At 35.4% G+C, this 21,329-nt stretch carries 13 protein-coding genes, 4 pseudogenes and 1 riboswitch; of the genes and pseudogenes, 8 read left to right on the top strand and 9 right to left on the bottom strand.

Annotated elements, in window-relative coordinates; all coding sequences use genetic code 11:
- The first annotated feature begins 258 nt into the window (after positions 1-258).
- Positions 259-957: a hypothetical protein gene (locus tag MKX65_RS25455; RefSeq protein ID WP_160548503.1), complete on the top strand. Its 699-nt coding sequence runs from the start codon at positions 259-261 to the stop codon at positions 955-957.
- A 1,094-nt stretch (positions 958-2,051) separates the two neighbouring features.
- Here MKX65_RS25455 and MKX65_RS25450 read toward each other — a convergent pair.
- A pseudogene (locus MKX65_RS25450) lies at positions 2,052-3,195 on the bottom strand (reverse transcriptase domain-containing protein); the annotation flags it as partial.
- 139 nt (positions 3,196-3,334) lie between these two features.
- On the opposite strand from MKX65_RS25450, the gene MKX65_RS25445 reads away from it, so the two are divergent.
- Genes MKX65_RS25445 through MKX65_RS25435 form a run of 3 tightly spaced genes read left to right on the top strand, consistent with a single transcriptional unit; the run spans position 3,335 to position 6,549 of the window.
- A complete protein-coding gene (locus MKX65_RS25445; protein WP_340902104.1) occupies positions 3,335-4,570 on the top strand; it encodes a site-specific integrase in 1,236 nt (411 codons plus the stop codon).
- Entirely contained in the window at positions 4,563-5,549 is a 987-nt protein-coding gene (locus tag MKX65_RS25440) for a tyrosine-type recombinase/integrase (protein ID WP_340902106.1), read from the top strand. Before MKX65_RS25445 ends, MKX65_RS25440 begins: the two co-directional genes overlap by 8 nt.
- Positions 5,536-6,549: a site-specific integrase gene (locus MKX65_RS25435; RefSeq protein WP_340902108.1), complete on the top strand. Its 1,014-nt coding sequence runs from the start codon at positions 5,536-5,538 to the stop codon at positions 6,547-6,549. Before MKX65_RS25440 ends, MKX65_RS25435 begins: the two co-directional genes overlap by 14 nt.
- Positions 6,550-6,662: 113 nt before the next feature.
- On the opposite strand, the pseudogene MKX65_RS25430 reads toward MKX65_RS25435, so the two are convergent.
- The 7 genes and pseudogenes from MKX65_RS25430 to MKX65_RS25400 form a co-directional block, all read right to left on the bottom strand.
- Positions 6,663-7,340 (bottom strand): annotated as a pseudogene (locus tag MKX65_RS25430) (reverse transcriptase domain-containing protein); the annotation flags it as partial.
- A 963-nt stretch (positions 7,341-8,303) separates the two neighbouring features.
- Positions 8,304-9,623 carry a TrkH family potassium uptake protein gene (locus MKX65_RS25425; protein ID WP_160548502.1) on the bottom strand — a complete coding sequence of 440 codons (1,320 nt, stop codon included), beginning with the start codon at positions 9,621-9,623 and terminating at the stop codon, positions 8,304-8,306.
- 1 nt (position 9,624) lies between these two features.
- Positions 9,625-10,278, bottom strand: coding sequence for an NAD-binding protein (locus MKX65_RS25420; protein WP_160548501.1), 654 nt, complete (start codon positions 10,276-10,278; stop codon positions 9,625-9,627).
- Between the two features lie 69 nt (positions 10,279-10,347).
- Positions 10,348-10,475: riboswitch (cyclic di-AMP (ydaO/yuaA leader) on the bottom strand.
- A 240-nt stretch (positions 10,476-10,715) separates the two neighbouring features.
- Positions 10,716-11,189, bottom strand: coding sequence for a hypothetical protein (locus MKX65_RS25415; protein WP_340906682.1), 474 nt, complete (start codon positions 11,187-11,189; stop codon positions 10,716-10,718).
- A gap of 539 nt (positions 11,190-11,728) precedes the next feature.
- Positions 11,729-13,023: pseudogene (locus MKX65_RS25410) on the bottom strand (IS110 family transposase).
- A 461-nt stretch (positions 13,024-13,484) separates the two neighbouring features.
- Complete coding sequence (locus MKX65_RS25405; RefSeq protein WP_160548499.1) at positions 13,485-13,898, bottom strand: type II toxin-antitoxin system death-on-curing family toxin; 414 nt, start codon at positions 13,896-13,898, stop codon at positions 13,485-13,487.
- Positions 13,895-14,059 carry a hypothetical protein gene (locus MKX65_RS25400; RefSeq protein WP_340906679.1) on the bottom strand — a complete coding sequence of 55 codons (165 nt, stop codon included), beginning with the start codon at positions 14,057-14,059 and terminating at the stop codon, positions 13,895-13,897. The genes MKX65_RS25405 and MKX65_RS25400 overlap by 4 nt, the downstream gene beginning before the upstream one ends.
- A 563-nt stretch (positions 14,060-14,622) precedes the next feature.
- On the opposite strand from MKX65_RS25400, the gene MKX65_RS25395 reads away from it, so the two are divergent.
- Together MKX65_RS25395 and MKX65_RS25390 are read left to right on the top strand one after the other, a co-directional pair.
- Positions 14,623-15,738, top strand: coding sequence for an IS4 family transposase (locus MKX65_RS25395; protein WP_340902899.1), 1,116 nt, complete (start codon positions 14,623-14,625; stop codon positions 15,736-15,738).
- A gap of 240 nt (positions 15,739-15,978) precedes the next feature.
- Complete coding sequence (locus MKX65_RS25390; protein WP_340902901.1) at positions 15,979-17,094, top strand: IS4 family transposase; 1,116 nt, start codon at positions 15,979-15,981, stop codon at positions 17,092-17,094.
- Between the two features lie 256 nt (positions 17,095-17,350).
- Here the strand turns inward: MKX65_RS25390 and MKX65_RS25385 are convergent.
- Positions 17,351-17,494 (bottom strand): annotated as a pseudogene (locus tag MKX65_RS25385) (transcriptional regulator); the annotation flags it as partial.
- A gap of 391 nt (positions 17,495-17,885) precedes the next feature.
- Between MKX65_RS25385 and MKX65_RS25380 the strand changes: the two are divergent.
- Together MKX65_RS25380 and MKX65_RS25375 are read left to right on the top strand one after the other, a co-directional pair.
- A complete protein-coding gene (locus MKX65_RS25380; RefSeq protein WP_340906676.1) occupies positions 17,886-18,776 on the top strand; it encodes a cytochrome c oxidase assembly protein in 891 nt (296 codons plus the stop codon).
- Positions 18,777-18,866: 90 nt separating this feature from the next.
- Entirely contained in the window at positions 18,867-20,771 is a 1,905-nt protein-coding gene (locus MKX65_RS25375; protein WP_160548496.1) for a copper resistance protein CopC, read from the top strand.
- The last annotated feature ends 558 nt before the right edge of the window (positions 20,772-21,329 follow it).

The following is a 21,329-nucleotide window of genomic DNA, read 5'->3' as shown; positions in this document are numbered from 1 at the left end:
GATAGTTGTTTTTCCCATAGACCAACCAATCATACTGATACGGCAATATCAGTCAAAGGGATGTCTACGTTCCATTATTAAACATATAAGCATTATATAAAAATTTTTTTAAAAAGGCAATGTAAATTGTCTTATAAAGGAATGGAAAATACGGAACAAGGCTTATCCATGTGATTGTGTAAAGAAAGGGGAATCAATGGTAGTAGGTCTTTTGTGGAAAAACCTCCATCTATAACAAACTCTATGGAGGTAAGAAAAATGAACATTATTTTTTTGCAGGAAATGACCGCAACTATTCAAAGGCTTTCCCGTTACAATGAAGGGCGTTCTGACCGGGTTAAAGTTCAAACTCTCCTTCAAACTGTTGAGGCAATTCCAGAAGGGCAATTTTGGTACATTCCATCTGGGACTAGTGTTCCACCGCATGTATTGGAATTTCTACGAAAGGATGCTGAATCAAGAGGGGAACAGTTTCAGCTGCCTATGATTCCACTAAAAGCTGACATTCTTGAAAGTACAGAAGATATCCAGGAACACGCAGTGTTAGGAAATCTAAGAGAGGTCTTGGATGATGTAAACAAGGCCATTCTGGTTTCTGTAATGAAAAAAACCGAATTGACGAAACTTCCAGGACGTTCAAAGGAAGGTCATTTCGTTTATGAAATCACCTATGAGCACAACATTTATGAAGTACCAGGACAACCAAATCATTATGAATTTGTTACTCAACTTCCTTTCTCCGGGTTACAACTGTACCCAAGTGGAGGTAGAGTCGAATTAGTGGTGTTGTTGCCAACTAGCGCGATTGTTGATCAAAACTTAACAAAAGGAATCGATGAAAATGGAGCGGAACTTCAGAAATACTTTACCCCAATTCCTGCTACCAACAAAACTGTTGTTTCTTTTGATTATCGTTTAGACCCAATATTCACTGTACATTATTCTTATAACGAATAGAAGTACAATAAAAGACAGGTGACCGAAATGTCATCTGTCTTATTATATTTCCCCCCTACTACTATGAATAAAAACAAAAAGTAAAACCAGAGACGACTTCCTCTCTGGTTTTGAAATGAAATAGCATTGTTTTTGTGTATCCAAGATAATCAATTAAATTATCTAAAAATTTCTTTTCTTAAATTATCTATACTTTTTTGTTAATAATCATGAATAGTAATATTAAATTCAACCATTTTTGGGGTAAGCGAAGCCTTTTTCGCTGCTACAACAGCATAGAATGCTCTACACTTTCTCCACTAAAGATACCATCTGAAGGAAACTATTTGTTTTCGTCTCGCCTATATGTGTCTAGATAACCACTATGTTTTTTAACATTGTTCCGCAAACCCTTAATGCAGAATTGAACATATTTTTCTATTCTATATACAATAGGACAAAATACGGAGTCTATAACACCTTTTTAAATAATTCACAAAATTGGTGTTATACGAATTGTTGAAGTACCTTTTCTATTACTATACTGTTCCCTTTGTTCTGACTCGAGCGACACAAAAATACTTACAAGAGTGACACAAACATACTGAACTGATGTTTTTTTCAGTGTCTTTAGATTAATTTAGAGCATCTACTTTAATTATTTGCACCTGGAATCCATTTTATTAAAGATTGCGACATGAATTAATAAAATGACACAAAGATACTTAATATAAAATGACACAATAATACTGAAAGGCTTTTTGGTTTTAGTATTATGATGTCACTCGTCATTTTTTCTAACTGGTGTTACTTCTTATAGGTCCCCTTTACCGTTACCAGCTTACGCGATATCTCTAAAAGTCTGTATTAGTACTCTCAAAAGTAAACCTTTTTGATATAAAAAGAGTTTTAACCCTTCTAAGATTATTACTCACTTGCAGCAACATTGAAGTTCCTTTTGAAACATGTTATTAATACAGATAGGTAAGGGTTTGAGATTATCGCTCCCTTTTCCCCCTGTTCACACCGTACGTGCGACTTTCACCGCATACGGCGTTCCAACTAATCCAATTCATTCAATTCTATGTACTCAAGTGAAATTAGTTTAATTCCAATCAAATCGTATAGTTTTTACATAAGCTTCTGAGTTCATTTACTTTTCCCTTTAGTTTGCTGTTCAGTTGTAAATCATCAAGAATAGAATTAATTTTATTAATATCTTTCAGATGTACGAGCCTGTGAAGAGTTTCATGTAGAACTATCAAGTTTGAATAACGGTCATCCTTTGAGATATGGTAAGGAATCTTATGATGACAATGCCAATCACTCTTACCAAGTTCTGCTCCTGTAACTGCACATTTTCCATATTGAGCAATGAACTTGCTAATGCGGTTATCGTTATATTCAATCGTTCGATTTGGAATAAAGATTTTCATGACATGACTTAAAACGCTCTTGTTAATCGCTTTTAAATTGTTGTGTATTTTCTTTCTACCTTCGGCAGTATAATTACTTATATCTTGCGAGAAGCAAAGATTCGTTTTATGCCGTTGGGCATAGATAGGGACAAACACCATGTTTTGAATTTTAAAGAATTGTGGTGAATATCCTTTATAGCGTTTTTGGAGCGTGGTAGTCATTTCATCAAACTTAGCTTTTGTTCTGAAATGCTTTAGTCGATTATATAAAGTCTTGTTTAGGTGGGAGGACAACTCACTTAAATTATTAGAAATGTTAGTTGCTGGTGCGTAATAGTTTTGAATTCCCATTACTACTGTATTGTAGTGCCAAACTGTTTCGGCACACGGTTTTTTCTGTATTGTTTTTATAGAATCTTTAATTTTAATGAGGGCATTGGACTTAGCTTTCTTCGTCATATTGGATTGTGCTACAAATCCAAACCTAGTTTTCCCTTTTTGTATCGCTCGAAATGAGAACCCAAGGAATTCGGAAGAATTCTTCTTTAAATTGATAACCTTCGATTTTTCATCACTTGTCTCTAGATGTAATCTGTTTTTTAGAAAATCCGTAATCGCATAATTCATTTTTATCGCTTGCGAGCGAGTGACAGAGTACCTTAAAATCATCAGCGTACCTGACAATGTAACATTCCTTTAGGTTTGACTTCTTGAGTTGCTTAACTCTACTTCCATTCTGTTTATATTCATGGTTACTCTTAAACGTTTCCCATTGATTACTGACCCACCAATCCAGTTCATTTAGAACAATATTTGATAAGAGTGGTGAAAGTATTCCCCCTTATGCAAAGAAAGTGATTATGCAAAGTAACCAATAAAAAAGTTATTAATTCAACGATTCTAGTCTATTTACTTTGCATAATAACCGAAAATGAATTATGAGCTTGATGCTCAAATTATCATTTTGGGAGGAAATACATATGCAAAAGAAACCGTTGGATGCATTAATTCAGGACCTAGAACAAGAAATGATTCGGCTTGGCTATACCGAGGGATCTATGAGGTTTTACCGAAGTAGATGGCAGAAACTGCTCCAATTTGCACATGAACAAGGTGAAACATACTATTCGGAAGGGTTGGGAATTAAGTTTGTTGAAAAATACTTTCATATCCTCGAAAAAGATTTTGATAAATCTCTTACACAGTCAGAGACTCAAGAACTTCGAATTATTCGAATGATTGGTGATTTTCAACTACACTCAACTATTTTACGTCGCTACTATAAGCATAAGGAAATCCTTACGGATTTTTACTTTATCGAAATTAGTAACCGTTTTAAGCAATACTGTGTAAATAAAGATTATTCCAAAGCCACAATAGACCATTATGTAAAACAATCTGCTAGATTCATGGATTATCTTTCTTCGCAGAAAGTTAAAGATTGTAAAGAAATCAATCTTACATTGATTAACGATTACATTAAAACCTTGGCGGGATATACATACAAAACAGTAGAACAAAATATCTGTTCCTTGCGTGCCTTTTTCCGCTTTCTCCTAGTTACAGAAGAAATAAAGATTGATTTTGCTTCAAAAACGCCTATGATTCAGGCAAGAAAACAGACCCGTATTCCATCTGTATGGACAGAAGATGAATTGAAAAGGTTAATCTCTGCCATTGATAGAGGGAGTCCAAAGGGCAAAAGAGATTATGCAATTATATTAATAGCATGTTGCCTCGGCTTAAGGTGTACAGATATTAAAAATTTGAAAATGGAGCACTTTCTCTGGGCTGAGAAAAGGCTTGTATTTACTCAATCAAAAACTAGGCAGCCTTTAACTCTTCCATTAACACCGGAGGTGGGATGGGCAGTTATTGAGTATCTTAAGTACGGTCGTCCTAAAATAAACAGCCCCTATGTATTTGTAAAGCACATGGCACCATTTGGGCCCTTTTCTGAAGGAGATCATTTAAATCAGTTAATTAAAAGGTACATGGAATTAGCACACATTCCTACATTAAAAAAAAGAAGAGGAATGCATTCCCTTAGGCATACCATGGCCAGTATACTTCTCGAAAAAGATACACCACTTTCCACCATTTCAGATATCCTTGGTCATGTAGATACAAACTCAACAGCAGTTTACTTAAAGGTTGACATCAAAAGGTTGAAAGAATGTTCCCTTGATTTTAAGGAGGGATTGAGTGATGAGTGAAATCATATATAAAGGCCCTTTTAAAAGTCATATCCAAGCTCATGTGGGACTGAAAAAGGCTATTGGATATAAATATGATAGGGATTCACGTGATTTAAATCGATTTGACAGTTTTACAATGGAAAAGTATCCCCAAGCCACTGAACTTACTAAAGAAATCGTATTAGACTGGTGTAGTAAAAAAACTTACGAGGCACAAGCAAATTTATGTTCACGCGCATCAGTCATCCGCCAGTTTGGGAAATATCTGGATTCCATTGGAGTTAAAGCATATATCATCCCCAAGGGATACTTTCCTACGGAGGAACAATATGTACCGTATATTTATTCTTTTGATGAACTAGAAAGGTTTTTTGCTGAAACGGAAAAATGCAAGTACTGTTCCGAATGTCCACACAGACATCTGATTATGCCCGTGTTCTTTCGTATGATTTATATGTGCGGTTTAAGGGTATCCGAGGCAAGGCTTCTCAAAGTAGCTGACGTTGACCTTGAAAATGGTATTCTGACTATAAATCAATCTAAAAAAGATAACAGCAGGTTGGTACCAATGTCGGTGTCCCTTACGGAACGTTGTCGGATTTATTCGAAAATGGTACATCCTTATCCAAGTGCCGAAGATTATTACTTTCCTGCGCTTGATAACAGACCGATGACGACCGGAAATGTCTATAAAAATTTCCGTAGGTTTTTATGGAGTGCTGGAATTTCACATGGTGGAAGAGGAAATGGTCCTCGTATCCACGACTTTCGCCACTCTTATTCAGTTCATTGTCTGAAAAAATGGGTTGATGAAGAAAAGGATTTAACGGTATATCTTCCAGTACTTAAAACGTATTTGGGTCACGATTCCTTTAAAGAAACTGCTTATTATCTGCGCTTGACTGCGGATGTGTTTCCATCTATTACATTAAGGCTTGAAACGCGGTATCCGGGAATGATTCCTCAATTAGATGGTGATAACGATGAAACCAACTGATTTTGCGAAGCACCTTACGGAATTTCTTTCGGTGTACCTTCCGTCACAGAAAAATGTCAGTAGGAATACCATTCAATCATATCGTGATACATTTAAACTTTTGATAAAGTATTGCCAAGAAAAGAAAAACATTCGAGCAGAAAGGATTACTTTAGATATTCTTTCAAGTGAAACGCTTATTGGCTTTCTGGGCTGGCTAGAAAAGGTTAGAAAATGTAGCATCTCTACTAGAAATCAGAGGCTTTCAGCGATTCATTCCTTTTTTCGTTATGTTCAGGCCGAAGAACCTTCCGGTCTTTTCCATTTTCAAAAAGTAATCGCAATCCCCTCCAAAAAGGCAGAGAAAACTGTGGTGGAGCATCTGTCACCAGAGGCTATGAAACTACTTCTAGAACAGCCCGAAAGGGGCTGCATTAAGGGTCGACGTGACCTTACATTGATGAGTGTTCTGTATGATACTGGCGCAAGGGTGCAGGAACTAATTGATATAAAAGTAAGGGATGTAATCTTAGAAAATCCGGCAGTGATTGTATTAACAGGAAAAGGAAATAAGACAAGGCGAGTTCCTCTTTTGAAAAATTCCGTATCATTATTGGAACGCTATATTATCGAAAATAATCTGGATAAACCATGGAAAAATGAATATCCTCTCTTTACAAATAATCAGCAAAACAAGCTTACTAAGGAAGGGATTGCCTATATAATAACAAAATATGTTGAATTAGCTAGGAGAACATCAACCCTAGTTCCTTCGAAAGTGAAACCCCATATGTTTCGTCACTCGAAGGCAATGCATTTACTACAAGCAGGAGTAAATCTCATATACATACGTGATTTTCTTGGACATGTAGATATAAAGACGACAGAAATTTACGCCAGAATAGATACTGAGACGAAAAGAAAGGCAATTGAAAATGTTTACCCTGATTTGATTGATAGCACTCTTCCCGACTGGAATAAGGATCAGGCATTGCTTACTTGGCTTTCCGAATTAAAGTAGGCCAGAAATTATGCAAAGTAAATGGGATATAACCCCTTATTATTTATGGGTTTAGAAAGTTTACTTTGCATAATATTTTACTTTGCATAAGGTGGATTATGCAAAGCTTAGCATAATCCACCTTGCGGGGTTCCTTTGGTTGGCAAACCCTCTCCTTCAATCTCTGCTTTCAATAGCTTTGAAATAATAGAGAGTAAGGATTTATCTTTAATGCCCATAGACCATATTTGTTTGAGTAACTTACTATGGTTGACGTTATCAAAAAATCCTTTTATGTCCACATCTACACAATGATAAAGACCCGCCATATTGATAAGCGATTCTAATCTCGCTTTTGCATGGTGGGTACTTCTATTTGGTCTAAAGCCGTAACTATGTTTATGAAATTTTGCTTCACAGATGGGTTCTAAGACTTGTAAGATACATTGTTGGATAATTCTGTCCCAGATTGTCGGTATTCCTAGTGGTCTTACTTTTCCATTTGCTTTAGGAATAAAAACTCGTCGTACACATTCTGGTTTGTATGATTGAAGCGAATTTTGAACGTGTTCAATTACTCCTTCTACCGACAAATGCTTAATGTCATCAATGGTTAATTTATTTGTCCCTGCTGTTTTACTCCCTGTGTTTCTTTTAATGTTTCGATAAGCAAGACGTATATTTTCATCGGATCTGATCAGTTTCATTAAGTCATAGAAATTTTGACCATCGACACTTTGAGAATATAAATTATCGAAGCAATGTTGCATATCGTAATATTCATTGTGTCTCAGTTTCTTCCGTTTCAACAAGTTGGTGACTCCCTTGGGAGTTGAACCTCTCTTAGTCTCACAAGAACCTTATTAACCGATAAAGAACTGTGTTACATGGTTGAATGATTCTTTTTAGTCTAGTGGCTATCCCTCCAGGTTGATTAGACCTTTCCTTGGTACTGTGCCACCACTTTCACTGATACAAAGACAAGTTATACAGTAACTATTTTCATTACTGCTTTCCTTATCAACGCTTCTTAGAGAGTAAGCTCTCCACGATATCAGCTTACAATGTTGAATTATATCTATTATAGAATGAACTTAGGTGCTTCCTGTAAGCCTGTTAACCGTTCATATGCCTGTAACATATCATGGACTTTTATATTTGTTAGTCTTACTCATCCACTGTTAACCTCACATTAAGTGATATACACATTTCTATGTATTGGGCGTGTAGACCCGTACATTCAGAAGTTCGTCAGCTTAACCTTTTATTATAGGTTTATTTGCATTCTCACCATATTCAATCAACTCAAGCACCATGAATTACACCACTCCATCGAGGAGGCTTTCGGCAGCCAAAACTGCTACGGTAATTTCTCACGCCTTTTCGCCGAGCTTATAACACTATCATTCTTACTAACTCAAATGCTATTCGACTAAGAGAGAACCCTTCAGGGCGTTACCCCATCATTTGATTCTTCGATATAACCCTTCAGTTCCGACAGGAACTGTCTGACCTTTACCTGAGTATTGTAGCCAATCTCAATTTGAGCCAGAAACATTTCGCACAATAAAAGCCCCCTATTATTTAAGTGTATGGGTTCACAATCATAGCTTTAAATTTCATTCTCATTATCTCATTAAAGGATGCTGCCCTTAACTGCAATAAAAGATTCCATAAGAAAAAGCATTAATCTTTCTAAATTAATGCCCCCTATCACAAACTTGAAATATCTTTAATAAAGCCACCTTAAAGGTGGCCAAATGAATCATACATACTTATCCTGTTAAAACATCCTCTTGAGGATAACGTATTTTAGATTTTTCCTGCCGTGCAAGAGAAAATGCGAGTGTTAATGGCCCTAATTTACCAGTGAACATGACTATGATAATAACTATCTTACCAATAATTGAAAGGGAAGCAGTAATCCCCATAGATAAGCCTACGGTACCAAAAGCAGAAACAACCTCAAACAAAATTGGTAAGAAAGTTGAATCCTCCGTAATGGTTAATACAAAGACAGCTAAAAATACTAATGTTAGAGCAATCATAGTAATAGCAAGTGACCGAAAAATGATGGTATCGCTTATAGATCTTCTAGCAACAACGATTTCTTTTTTTCCTTTTAAATAAGTAACAACCGTCAACACAATAATTAAGAATGTGGTTAGTTTAATTCCCCCACCTGTAGAAGCACTTCCAGCACCTACAAACATTAAGAGAATCATTAGATGAATAGTGGGGTCGGTTAAACTCCCAATATCTAAAGTGTTAAATCCTGCTGTCCTAGGCGTAACAGCTTGAAAATACGATGCCCACCATTTTTCCACTACAGATAAGGACCCTAATGAATTGGGGTTTCCATATTCCAAGAAGAATATAAAGAACATGGCTAATAGGTTTATAACAAACGTACCAATGATCATAATTTTCGAATGTAGGCTAAGCTTTTGAAACGTTCGTTTATTCTTTAGGTCGGCTAAAACGGTAAAGCCAATTCCCCCTATGATAAAGAGTAAAGTTATAACAATATTAACAACTGGATCTCCAACATAACGGCTTAAACCGTCAGACCATAAGGCAAATCCAGCATTATTAAAGGCTGAAATAGAATGAAAAAAGCTATAATAGATTCCTTTAGCAAACCCCATTTCAGGAACCCAACGCAGAGATAGTAAAATCATGGCTATTAGCTCGATACCTAATGAAAAGATGAATAGATTTCTTACTAATTGAACAATCCCTCCTAGAGAAGTTTGATTTAAAGCCTGTTGGACGAGAACTCTTTCTTTAAAACCAATCTTCCTTCCAAGAACCAAGTAGATAAGGACAGCAAAGGACATGATCCCTAATCCCCCTAACTGAATTAAAGAAGCAATGACGATCTCACCAAAAAGAGTATAGGCTGTTTCTGTATCAACAACTACAAGGCCTGTAACTGTCATGGCTGATGTAGCTGTAAAAAGTGCATCCAGCCAACTAACAGTAGTTGTCGTTGCAAAAGGAAGTTTAAGAAGAATTGTACCCAATAGTATAGAAATAGCAAAAACCAAAACCAATAATTGCGACGGATTTACGTTTATAAATTTATTTTTCATGTTACACACCTTTTTCTTCAAAACGGTTTAAATCGGAATTATGTCCTATCACAATCAAAACATCTCCTTTTTGTAATACCTCTTCCGCTACTGGTGCAACAATTACGTCCTCCCCGCGCTGAACAGCAACCACACTGCACCCATATTTTGCTCTAACATCGAGTTCAAGTAAAGTTTGATTATGTAATTTATCGGATGCTACTATTTCAACGATACTATGGTCCTTAGAAAGTTCAATATAATCAATAATTTTTTCGGATGCGATATAATGGGCTACCCGTTTGGCCATGTCCCTTTCTGGGTGAATAATTCGATCCGCACCAATTTTATCTAAAACTTTATGATGATAGTCATTTTGAGCCTTTGCCCACACTTGCTTAACTCCCAGCTCTTTTAAATGGAGGGTAGTTAAGATACTTGCTTCAATATCGTCTCCGAATGAGACAACCACTAAATCAAAATTTCTAATACCTAAATGCTTCAGAGTAGGTTCATCAAGAGTATTTGCTTGGATAGCATGAGTGGCATAAGAAGCAAATTCATTTACTTTGTCTATGCTTTTGTCTACTGCCATTGTATCAATTCCTAATTCATTAAATTCTTTAACTAAACTCCCTCCAAATCTACCCAATCCTAGTACGGCTATTTGCTTCATTTGTCTCCGTCCTTTCCAGAAAATAAAAAAGACCATTCTAAAAAATAGAATGGCCCGTATCATTAAATACATTCCACCCTCAATTCGCCTACGAGGTTAGCTGACGGATTAGGAGTTGAGAGTCTCCTTCTACTAAACGTAGATTCACCCCAAAAGATTGGTTCCCCCGCTCAATTTAGATTAGGCATTTCATTTAATTTTTTCTTAGACAAATATATATCCACTTTTTCTCGTTGTCAATAAGTGGTTTAAATGTTGAATCTAGAAGAAAATATCTACAAAGCGTAACTTTGTTTTATGTCTTTATTTTTTTGCTATTCCTCTTGAGTAAAACTGCTTCTTTTATACAACAAAGAAATTCAACAGAAATAGGCATTAATCCACCTCTGGATCAACACCCTTTTAACAGTAGCTAGCGTAAGCGATATATTTTATAACTATAATTTTAGTCTACTCTCATTTACAATCGTTTTTTCGATGACATATTGATATCCGTAGATAATAATTGATAGCAATATACAAATAAAGTACCAGCTAGTATGAGTGATTTTTTTAAATTTAAATGCACCCACCTTTTCCCACACAGTAGCCATAGGAAAAGCATTAAAGATATTTAGCATTACATTAACAATCAAATATTTCGGGAAATTACCATAAGTAAATTTAAATATCCATAATGTTGCTACAAAGTATGGCCCTAATATGTATGAGAAATCTACATTCCCTGGGGAGAATGGGTTTTTATTTTTCCACCATCTTTTCTTATTGCTGATGACACTAAAGACACTTATAAATAGATTAACAAAACTTGCAACAGGTAAATACCTTAAGAATGATTTCTTGTCCATAAACAAAACAGAAAGCCAAGGAATGACTATCATAGTTAGAGAAAACATTTGCTTTTTCTTCAATAACATCGACCTTTCAATTTGTTTGTGTATATCATTCCCGAAGAAATCCTTCTCTATTTATACCTAATGCAATTACCAACGATTTTACTAATAAGAATAGTTCCTATTCCATAAACCTCCCTCAATAAACAAAGTGAAAACTCACGTTTTCTCCAGTATTCTCAGTATTTTATAAATTGTAATTTTAGAGTTTAAGCTCGATACTATGGTTGGATTTATCTCGTAAGGATAAATTTGGAGCTTTGGAGTAAAAAGACTGATAGCTCATCAGCCACGCACTTACAAAAAAATGGTGGATGAGTAAAAATATGATCGCACTGGTGGATATCCACATATCTTATGGAGGTCAACCCTCCCATGCCTCACAGAGTCTTCGCTCTCAAATTCCTTCGTCCAACCTTTCCATGAGGTGGATGTCAGTCATGCTGCCCCACAGGGTCCTTGCCCGAAGTTTTATTGCTTTGCTGACTAATCCGTGCTTCAAATGTACGAGACTTCTAACACCTAAAACTCTTTTCTACTATACTGGTCCTACTGATTTAAGCTGTTTTTTCAACTTCTACGTTTACTCTCATATGAGGGATATCCTTTAACATTCGCTCTTCACTAAACTCAAATTGTTTTTTACCAATGGCAAATAATATACGTATTAACTTATTGCACAAGGCTATCAAAGACTGCATTTTCTTTAGAGGATTATCCGGACGCTGCGTGTAATAGGCATGCAACGCTTTAAAAGCCGAATTCTTCGCAACCATAATCATACAAACCCTGAAAAGGAGAGCCCTTAGCTTCTTCCTACCTCGTTTGGTGATTTTTGTTTGTCCTTTATGTTTGCCAGAGGTGTTCTCCTTCAAGCTCAGTCCAGCTAGCTTTATGATTTGTCTAGGGTGAGAATAATCTTGAAGATTTCCTACTTCCGCAAAGAAGCCGGCAACCGTATCTCTGCCTACTCCCTTAATAGCTAACATTTGTTGAACACCAGGAATATGTTCAATTAGGTTATCTATCTTATCATCTAGTTCTACGAACTTCTTTTGTATCTAGTCATACTTATCAAGCAGAGTTGCTAGTTCTAATTTAGCCATACCAGCACCTTGGCGAAGTCCGATGGACTCTTTTGCTGCTTGTTTTAACTCTAGTATTTTGTTTAGTCCCACACTCCGACTAACTGCCTTTCGTAAATGTTCCAATAAGAACTGATTAGTGAAATCAGTCAGTTCATGTGGTAAGGCTCCTAGCCTTAAAAACTGTAAGGCTGCTTTCCCTTCCCAACTCTTAAAGACGGTTAAAAACTCAGGAAAATACCGATCTAGCCAGTTGTGAATCTGGCCTTGCACCGTTTGAAGGTCATCAGTTAGGAGATCACGTATTTTTTTCGCCACGCGGAGTTCTGCATAAACACCTTGTGGAATCGTTGGTTCAGCATATCTCCCGTCCTTGACCAACTGAGCGATGACTTAGCGTCTTTCACATCGTTTTTAGTCGGTGAATTATCGTCAAGTTCCTTACTCCTCTTAACATGTATCGGGTTCACAGCGACAAACTTTATATCATTCTCTTTTTGTATATGTGCTAGGTTTAGCCAATAGTGGCCAGTAGGTTCCATTCCTACTATCACTTTTTGCATCTGTTGTTCTAGCTTTAATTGATTGATCCAATTGAGAAACAGTTCAAATCCTGGCTTGGTATTATCAAAATAACACGGGGAACCAAACTCCATTCCTCTATAGTCCTGTGCACGTGCGACATGCTTGTACTTGGCAATATCAACACCTATAATAAGAGTTTGAGAAGTGATTTGAGCAATCTTTTCATTTTGGTTATAATTCATTTTAAGACCTCCTGGTGTTAATTGAGTTCGTCCTTTTTGCTAGCCGGCTTTAGGACTCTCTCATTCTACCAAGAGGTTATTTTTTTGTTCAAACCTCATTTTCATTCATTACAGGAATGCTGCCCCATATCTTGAATAAGGATGTTTGGTAAGTTCGATTAGTGTTAATAGAAATTTTGCGAACAACCTAAGCACATAAAAAAACGCCCAAAACCCATTGATATCAATAGGTTAAGGCGGTTTAGACTAAATCGGTAATTAGTGTTAATTGGTGTTATACGAATAGTTGAATTATTAATTTATATCTAAAAGCACTCTTCATTTTGACGTCCTCTGTTACCTTTAAAGAAAAAATTCTTCAAAACATAGTGGTGGCTAATAAATAACTATTTTAGTCATATTCATAAAGTTTGCATTAAAAAATGATTACTTATCTCTCTATATAGACAAATAAGTAATCATTAATCAAGGTCATCTTGGTAATAATAAATCTCAGAATGTTTTTCCAACCAAATTTCAACATCTTCTAGTAAAGGTCTAGAGTTTTTGTCAGCAATCTCTATACATCTATTAAATAACTCTTCATTTGAAACGGTAATTTTATAACCATTCAAATTCAAAAAAGTACTAGCTGCTAAATAACCAGTTCTTTTGTTTCCATCTTTAAAACAATGATTAATAGTAATGAAATACATATAAACTGCAGCTTTTAGAAACAATCTAGGATAATATTCGAAATCGCCGAACCCTTCTTGTGGCATTGCAGCCTTTGCTTCTACACAACCCTTTTCATAACCTGCCAAACCACCGTATCGTTCTAGTGCAAGATCATGTATTGCTAATAAATCTTCATATGTTAAATATTCAAAGTTCAATTCTTACTCAACTTTCTAAGAGCTTCATCGTTACGATCACATGCTTTATTTACAAGAGCTAAAATTTTCTTTTTTCGTGCGTTTTTTTGCATTTCTTTCAGCTCCTTTTCAGTATATGTTAAATCTATAGCCATTTCGTTGTCTTCCTCCTTATTGCACATACAATCACCTCTAATACCATGTTAAACAGGTTTATTGTGTGATGTATATATAAACTTTATACTAAATTCAAACAATTTTCAAGGAATATGAGAATAAAATAGCGGAAGGTGTCATATAATGTATAATTTAGGCTAATTAGTGAGTATTCGCGGATTAGACTAAAATCTATTGTAGTTTAATTCTTATTCTTATTATAGATTTAGGGTTATTTCAAAATATAGAAAACCCACTATGGTCCCCTTTTTCTAGAGGAGTAGTGAGTTCAATAATGATCAAAATGTTGTAGATGTGATGTTATCAATGACTTAAAGATTATCTGCCACATCAATATTACAAATAATATAAAGCATATTTTAATTACTTCTAGTAAACAAATTCATAACTTCTAATATGTATTATAGATTTTAGCTATTAGGAATAATCACTAGTGTTGCATTAATTTAATTTCACTATTAAAAATACTCAAAATGTTCAACTTTATTATATTGTGCAAAGAAAAAGTCCTTTATAATGGATAAGTCAGGTGGTAACCCGTCCAAATCCACTAAAAAGGACACATCTCATGGACAAGATTACACGAAAAACTTCATTTGGACAATGGTTTTCACCAATTAATATTCAATTATTTGAAGAACAGGTGAAAACGATGAAATTAGATTACTATACGAAAAAATTAACGACAGAGTCTTTCCTAAAATTACTACTTTTTGCCCAGCTAGAAGAAATCGAAAGCCTGCATGCGCTAGGTGATTGTCTATTCGATGACCAACTTCAAAAAGGGATTGACCTTGATTCGATCAGTATTTCTCAGCTGTCACGGCGATTAAATGGCATGAACCCAGATCTATTTCAAAGGCTTTTCCTTGATTTGGTCGTACAAATTCATGCCAAGACACACTATACGAAACTGGTCATGCCGTTAAAAATCATTGATTCAAGCACATTGCCACTTAATTTGACCAATCATAAATGGGCAAAGTTCCGTAAGACAAAAGCCGGTGTGAAGTTGCATCTACGCCTTGTGTTTATGGAAAAAGGTGCGTCCTATCCAGAAAAAGCAGTCATAACAACGGCAAACGAACATGATCGTGGTCAACTTGAAATCATGGTCGATGACAAGGAATGCATGTATGTGTTTGACCGTGGCTATCTAGACTACGAGCGCTTTGATCGCATGACAGATGGCGGTTACTTTTTTCTATCAAGGCTAAGAAAAAACGCCGTTATACGGGAGGTTTATGATTTTAAACTACCCGAGGATTCCGCTGTTTTATCAGATCAAATGGTCCTGATTGGTACAACCCAAAACCGTGCTGAAAATTACTTTCGCCTTCTAAAAGTGCTTGATTCCAAAGGAAATGAACTCCATTTAATCACCAATCGCTTTGATTTGAACGCTGAAGAAATTTCAGAGATGTATAAATCAAGGTGGGCCATTGAGTTGTTTTTTAAATGGATCAAACAGCACCTTAGCATCAAAAAGTTCTACGGACAAAGCGAATGGGCCATTCAAAATCAAGTGTTTATCGCACTTATCGTTTTTTGCCTACATGTTCTTGTTCAACTTGAGACAAATAGTAAGCGAAAAACCTTAAAAATTAGCCGTTATCTACGGGCTGCCCTTTGGAAACCAGCCCATATTTGGCTCCGAAAAATTGAAGGAAAAGCCATTCCTTGATAAGAAAGTTGTCGTCGTCACACAGGTCTAATTGTAAATAAATTTCCAAATGGATGGAGCCACCTTTGTTGGGTATTTACTTTTTTGGCTCTAAATAGAGAATATAATTAAACTGAAAATTACGAAATTATTTATGCAACACTAGTGGTTCAATATTATTATTTTGTGCAAAGAAAAAGTCCTTTATAATGGATTAGTCAGGTGGTAACCCGTCCAAATCCACTAAAAAAGGACCATCACATGGACCAGATTACACGAAAAACTTCATTTGGACAATGGTTTTCACCTATAAATCTTCAATTATTTGAAGAAAACGTGAAAACGATGAAATTAGATTACTATACGAAAAAATTAACGACAGAGTCATTTCTAAAATTACTACTTTTTGCGCAGCTACAAGAAATTGAAAGTCTGCATGCGCTGGGTGATTGTCTTTTCGATGACCAGCTTCAAAAAGGGATAGACCTTGATTCTATTAGTATTTCTCAGTTGTCACGGCGGTTAAACGGCATAAACCCTGATCTATTTCAAAGGCTTTTCCTTGATTTAGTGTCACAAATTCATGCCAAAACGCATTACACGAAACTCGTGATGCCGTTAAAAATCATTGATTCAAGCACATTGCCACTTAATTTGACCAATCATAAATGGGCTAAATTCCGCAAAACAAAAGCAGGTGTAAAGTTACATTTGCGCCTTGTGTTTATGGAAAAGGGTATATCCTATCCTGAAAAGGCCGTTATGACAACGGCAAAAGAACATGACCGTGGTCAGCTTGAAATCATGGTGGATGACAAGGAATGCATGTATGTGTTTGACCGTGGTTATCTAGACTACGAGCGCTTTGATCGCATGACTGATGATAGCTACTTCTTTCTTTCACGGCTACGCAAAAATGCAGTCATACGGAACGTATACGATTTTAAGCTACCCAAGGATACAGCTGTTTTATCAGACCAAATGGTGTTGATAGGTACGACTCAAAACCGTGCTGAAAATTACTTTCGGCTTCTAAAAGTGATTGACTCAAAAGGAAATGAACTTCATTTAATTACAAATCGTTTTGATTTAAGCGCCGAAGAAATTTCAGAAATGTATAAATCACGGTGGGCCATTGAGCTGTTTTTTAAATGGATCAAACAACATCTCAGCATCAAAAAGTTCTACGGTCAAAGCGAATGGGCGATTCAAAATCAAGTATTTATCGCACTAATTGTTTTTTGCCTACATGTTCTCGTACAAATCGAGACCAGAAGCAAGCGAAAAACCTTACAGATTAGCCGTTATCTAAGGGCTGCATTGTGGAAACCAGCGAATGTTTGGCTTCGAAAGATTGAAGGAAAAGCCATCCCTTAAATATGCAAATTGTCGTCGTTGCAAAAGTCTAATTGTAAATAAATTTCCAAATGGATAGGGCCACCTTTGATTGGGTATTTACTTTTTTGCCTCTAAACAGGGAAGGTGAGTAAACTGAAAATTATGACACTATTTATGCAACACTAGTGAGGAATAATATAGTATTTAAATTTAAGCAACTATTTATTAGTTAATTTGAGCTATTTGCCTTTGTAAATTGTTATATTTTTCTGCGATTTTGTCGCGGTTTCGCTCAAGCAATTTTAATCCTTGTGTCATCTGCAAGAGCCTTAAATATTTGTGCAACAGCGATAGTGTTTTGGTTGGAGACTGATTCCTTCACTTTTTGTACTTTTTCTCCATCCACACAGGATATTTCACAAACATCATCGTGTTTCATCACTACACCCCTTATTCAAACGTTTATTTGTATATTAGTATATGTAAAACTTTTCTTTTGGTCAATTAGATGTTTGAATGTTAAATAATTTATTTCTATGTGAACTGCTTATTAAATAACTATTTGGTATTCGTGGGTGTCAATATTGTATAGGAAGAGGAAGTTGCCGATGCTGTCATGGTAAGCCAAGATGGGGGTATAGAGGTACAGAGGACTAACTTTGCCAAAACTAATACAAAAGACTAATTAATTACTACTTAAACTATAGAAACAATTGGTTTCACTAGAGGATGTACCTTTACTTATGTGTTTCTTCACATTTTCAACAAATTTATATGATAGTATTACTTTGTAAAAAAATTTAACGAAGAGAGGTTTTCCTATGACCTTCATGAAAGGAATCATAATTTTAATCGTATTTTTCATCTCATATCTTCCGAGAGGTGTATATGCTTCAGGTATAGAAGACCAGCACCTTGAACTTTCTAGTTATACTTTTTTTGAACTTTGGAACCCCTTACTTTTTATTTCAATCCTATTAATCCTTAGAATCTATCTTTTTAAAATACGAAAAAGCAAAGAAATTTTTGTTAATGGTTTAGGGAAAGTAACGTTCTTTTGCGGATTAATGATTATATTTCTCGCATTAGGAAGTCCTCTACATATTTTAGGTGACAAATATCAATTTAGTGCTCACATGCTTGAACAATCACTCATTTATATTGTTATGCCCCCTTTGGTTTTACTAGGCTTGTCAGAACAAATGGTTACACCGATTATCAACTTTGTTAAAAAATATAAGATATTTATAATCCTAAGGAAGCCCCTCATTTCTCTATTATTATTTAATGTTTTATTTTCGTTCTATCATATTCCGGTGATATTTGATGTATTAGTTTCAAATACTATACTGCATAATATTACTCACATAATTTTGACCATTACAGCATTTTTCATGTGGCTACCAGTTGTACCTCCAACAAAAAGCTTAGAATCTTTATCAGCTCTCAAGAAAATTGCTTATCTATTTGGGGCTGGAGTTTTACTCACGCCAGCATGTGCTCTAATTATCTTTGCGGATAGTCCTATGTATACGACATATGCTAATGCACCACAGCTTTTTGAAGCGTTACCTCCATTAGATGATCAACAGTTAGGTGGGGTAATTATGAAAGTTATTCAGGAGATTATGTTTGGCTCAATTATTGGTTATGTCTTTTTTAAGTGGGCAAAGATAGAAAGCTTAAAGGATTACGTTCCTGATAAAGTTTTTTATAAGTAATACTCTTATTGGAGTACTAAACTCGTAAAGAGCAAGAGTAATAGATGCTATTTCTTGTTTCTTTTTTGTTATTGAAAGGAGTTCTATATAGTGAGTTTTTTTATTAAGGAAATAGGAAAAGTTAGTCTCCTATTCATTTTCATATTCTCTATATTTCCAGAAAGTTTTGCTCAAGCTCACTCATCGCTAGTTAAAACGCTACCGGAAGGTGAAGAGGTATTAAAAGAAAGTCCTCAAACCATTGAAGTTTGGTTTCTTGACCCTGTTGTATTACATTCAAACACAATAACATTGATGGGGTCTTCGGGTAACCGAGTAGCGTTTGAAAATGCTTATATCGATCCCAAAGATCCAACCCATATTATCGGGAATGTTCCAGATACTTTACCTGCTGACAGATACACAGCAAACATTAATGTTATTGCTTTAGATGGCGATATCTTAACAGAAACGTTTAGTTTCAAAGTTTTAAGAGAAGAGCCCAAGAAGCCAGAGTCTTTAAAATTAGTGAAACATTCTCCGGTTGATGGCCAGATATTGAACGGTAAACCTAATAAGATTGATTTATGGTTTACCCACAGTGCAGAATTAACAGCAATCGGTGTTTTTGATAGGACTCAGCAATCAATAAAACTAAAGGAGCCTTATAAAGACCCTGAAGATCCAGCTCACATAATTGTTGAATTTGATGAACCACTTGAAGACGGAACATATCAAGTCACCTGGTATGCAAGCTCAAGTGAAGAGGAACTAAGCAATCAATTAGAAATTGTAGATGTCTTCTATTTTGCAGTCAATGAATTTACATCTATTGAAGATGGCAGCATTGGGACAATGATACAAACATCTTGGTTTCCTGATTTGGACTTAAAACAGTTTGGCTATTGGTTTATCTTTCTAGGATTATCCATCCTGTTTGGTTCCAATTTTTTTATTCATCTGGTTTCAAAGGAAGTAAAAGAGTATAAACGATGGAAACGAATTTCATTGGGATTAATCTTCATGACCACTATGGGAGCTAGTTTTTTAATTCGTCAGCAAAGAATAGAAATGGCAGACCTCCCTTTGCTAGAGTTTTTCTCTTTACAGTATATTTGGATTCCGGTTGTTCAAATCGTTCTTCTTTTGTTAGGCTTTATGGTTAAGAAGCTAGAATTTCTCGCTTTTGGAATTGCTTTACTTATGGGTCCATTTGTAATGGGACATGCCTCTTATCCCCGATACGGTGGATTTTTAACTATAATGGTAAATATCTTGCATCTGGTTGCCGCTTCTATATGGCTAGGAGGTTTATTTGCTTTACTCACCATGGCCAAAAGAAATGAATTTGGAGAACTACTAAAAAAGGTTGGAACAAGTTTCTCAAAATGGGCATTCTGGAGTTTGCTTGTTATCATCTTGACCGGCTTTATCATGACTATCCAGTATGTTCCATCTTTTTCCTTCGAAAGTTTTATAAAAAGTCAATGGGGAAAAGCTGTAATCATTAAAATTGGATTAACCCTACTTATTGTATTTATAGGATTTTTACAGAGAAATACACTTCAAAAGTTAGCCGCCGCTCTCGTAAATAAATTTTATAGACGGGGGATTATCGAAATTTTGTACGGCGTATTTCTTCTACTATTTGCTTCTATTTTAGTTGTTTCAACTCCTAGTGCGGCGGAACGGGGGATATATCCACTAAAAAGCTCGTACGAACAGGAATTAAAAGTTGATATATCTCCTTTAAAGGAAGGACTGAATGTGTTAACACTAGATTTTAAGAAAGAAATCGATATGGAGAATGTGAAAATAAATATTTCTATGCCTCCAGAAAATGATATAGAATATGATGCATTTAAAATAAAGGAAGGAACGTTTAAAATAACAGGAAATATTCTACATGGAGCGGGCTCTTTATTGATGAAAGTTGAAGCAAAGGAGCCAAATGGAGACATTCGTAAGTATGAATATACCATTGTTGTTCCTGGTGAAAGAATGGGCAAGGAGTAATAAGTAGAATCCTTAAGCCAAGTAAATAAATTACTAACCCAACCATTTCTTAACCTCCGCAGTAGAGAAAGCATACCTATTCTTTTTGCCGTTTATATGCTTAGAAATGAATTCCAATTCTAATATCATTTTTTAGGACTTTATTGTCCATGTCCTTATCTGTTTCTTCCGGTTCCATGTTCCCAGTATCTTTGCAATTAGAAACTCTATAGCTGTACTCTTGCCTTTTCTATTATGATATTTGAATTAATCGGACAGGAACAAATGGGAAATAAAGCAGGCTTTATTGTACGAAAAATTGAGGAGTATGAAAATTTATTTTAAAGAATAGTAGTTTTAGAAGAATACTCACCTGTACTCACCTCTTAATTTATGAAAATTAAGAGGTGAGTTCTTTATGAAAAGAATAGCGGTTCATTTCCCTTTAACGGTTTTTTATTATTATTTGAGAGAATTAATACATATGACATATAAAAATCCCCTTCACTAAACACACCTTTTAACCAAAAACCATAGTTATAGGACATGCGAGTAAAAGTAAATACTCTTTATAATAAA

This window comes from Robertmurraya sp. FSL R5-0851, assembly GCF_038002965.1.
GTDB lineage: Bacteria > Bacillota > Bacilli > Bacillales > Cytobacillaceae > Robertmurraya_A > Robertmurraya_A beringensis.
This window is presented reverse-complemented; position numbering and strand designations above follow the sequence as displayed.

What these genes read in the sequence shown, in the direction of transcription:
- MKX65_RS25380 (WP_340906676.1), top strand. Translation starts at nt 17,886, where the DNA reads ATGAAAGGAATCATAATTTTAATCGTATTTTTCATCTCATATCTTCCG.
- MKX65_RS25435 (WP_340902108.1), top strand. Translation starts at nt 5,536, where the DNA reads ATGAAACCAACTGATTTTGCGAAGCACCTTACGGAATTTCTTTCGGTG.
- MKX65_RS25425 (WP_160548502.1), bottom strand. Translation starts at nt 9,623, where the DNA reads ATGAAAAATAAATTTATAAACGTAAATCCGTCGCAATTATTGGTTTTG.
- MKX65_RS25455 (WP_160548503.1), top strand. Translation starts at nt 259, where the DNA reads ATGAACATTATTTTTTTGCAGGAAATGACCGCAACTATTCAAAGGCTT.
- MKX65_RS25420 (WP_160548501.1), bottom strand. Translation starts at nt 10,278, where the DNA reads ATGAAGCAAATAGCCGTACTAGGATTGGGTAGATTTGGAGGGAGTTTA.
- MKX65_RS25440 (WP_340902106.1), top strand. Translation starts at nt 4,563, where the DNA reads ATGAGTGAAATCATATATAAAGGCCCTTTTAAAAGTCATATCCAAGCT.
- MKX65_RS25395 (WP_340902899.1), top strand. Translation starts at nt 14,623, where the DNA reads ATGGACAAGATTACACGAAAAACTTCATTTGGACAATGGTTTTCACCA.
- MKX65_RS25400 (WP_340906679.1), bottom strand. Translation starts at nt 14,059, where the DNA reads ATGTGCAATAAGGAGGAAGACAACGAAATGGCTATAGATTTAACATAT.
- MKX65_RS25390 (WP_340902901.1), top strand. Translation starts at nt 15,979, where the DNA reads ATGGACCAGATTACACGAAAAACTTCATTTGGACAATGGTTTTCACCT.
- MKX65_RS25445 (WP_340902104.1), top strand. Translation starts at nt 3,335, where the DNA reads ATGCAAAAGAAACCGTTGGATGCATTAATTCAGGACCTAGAACAAGAA.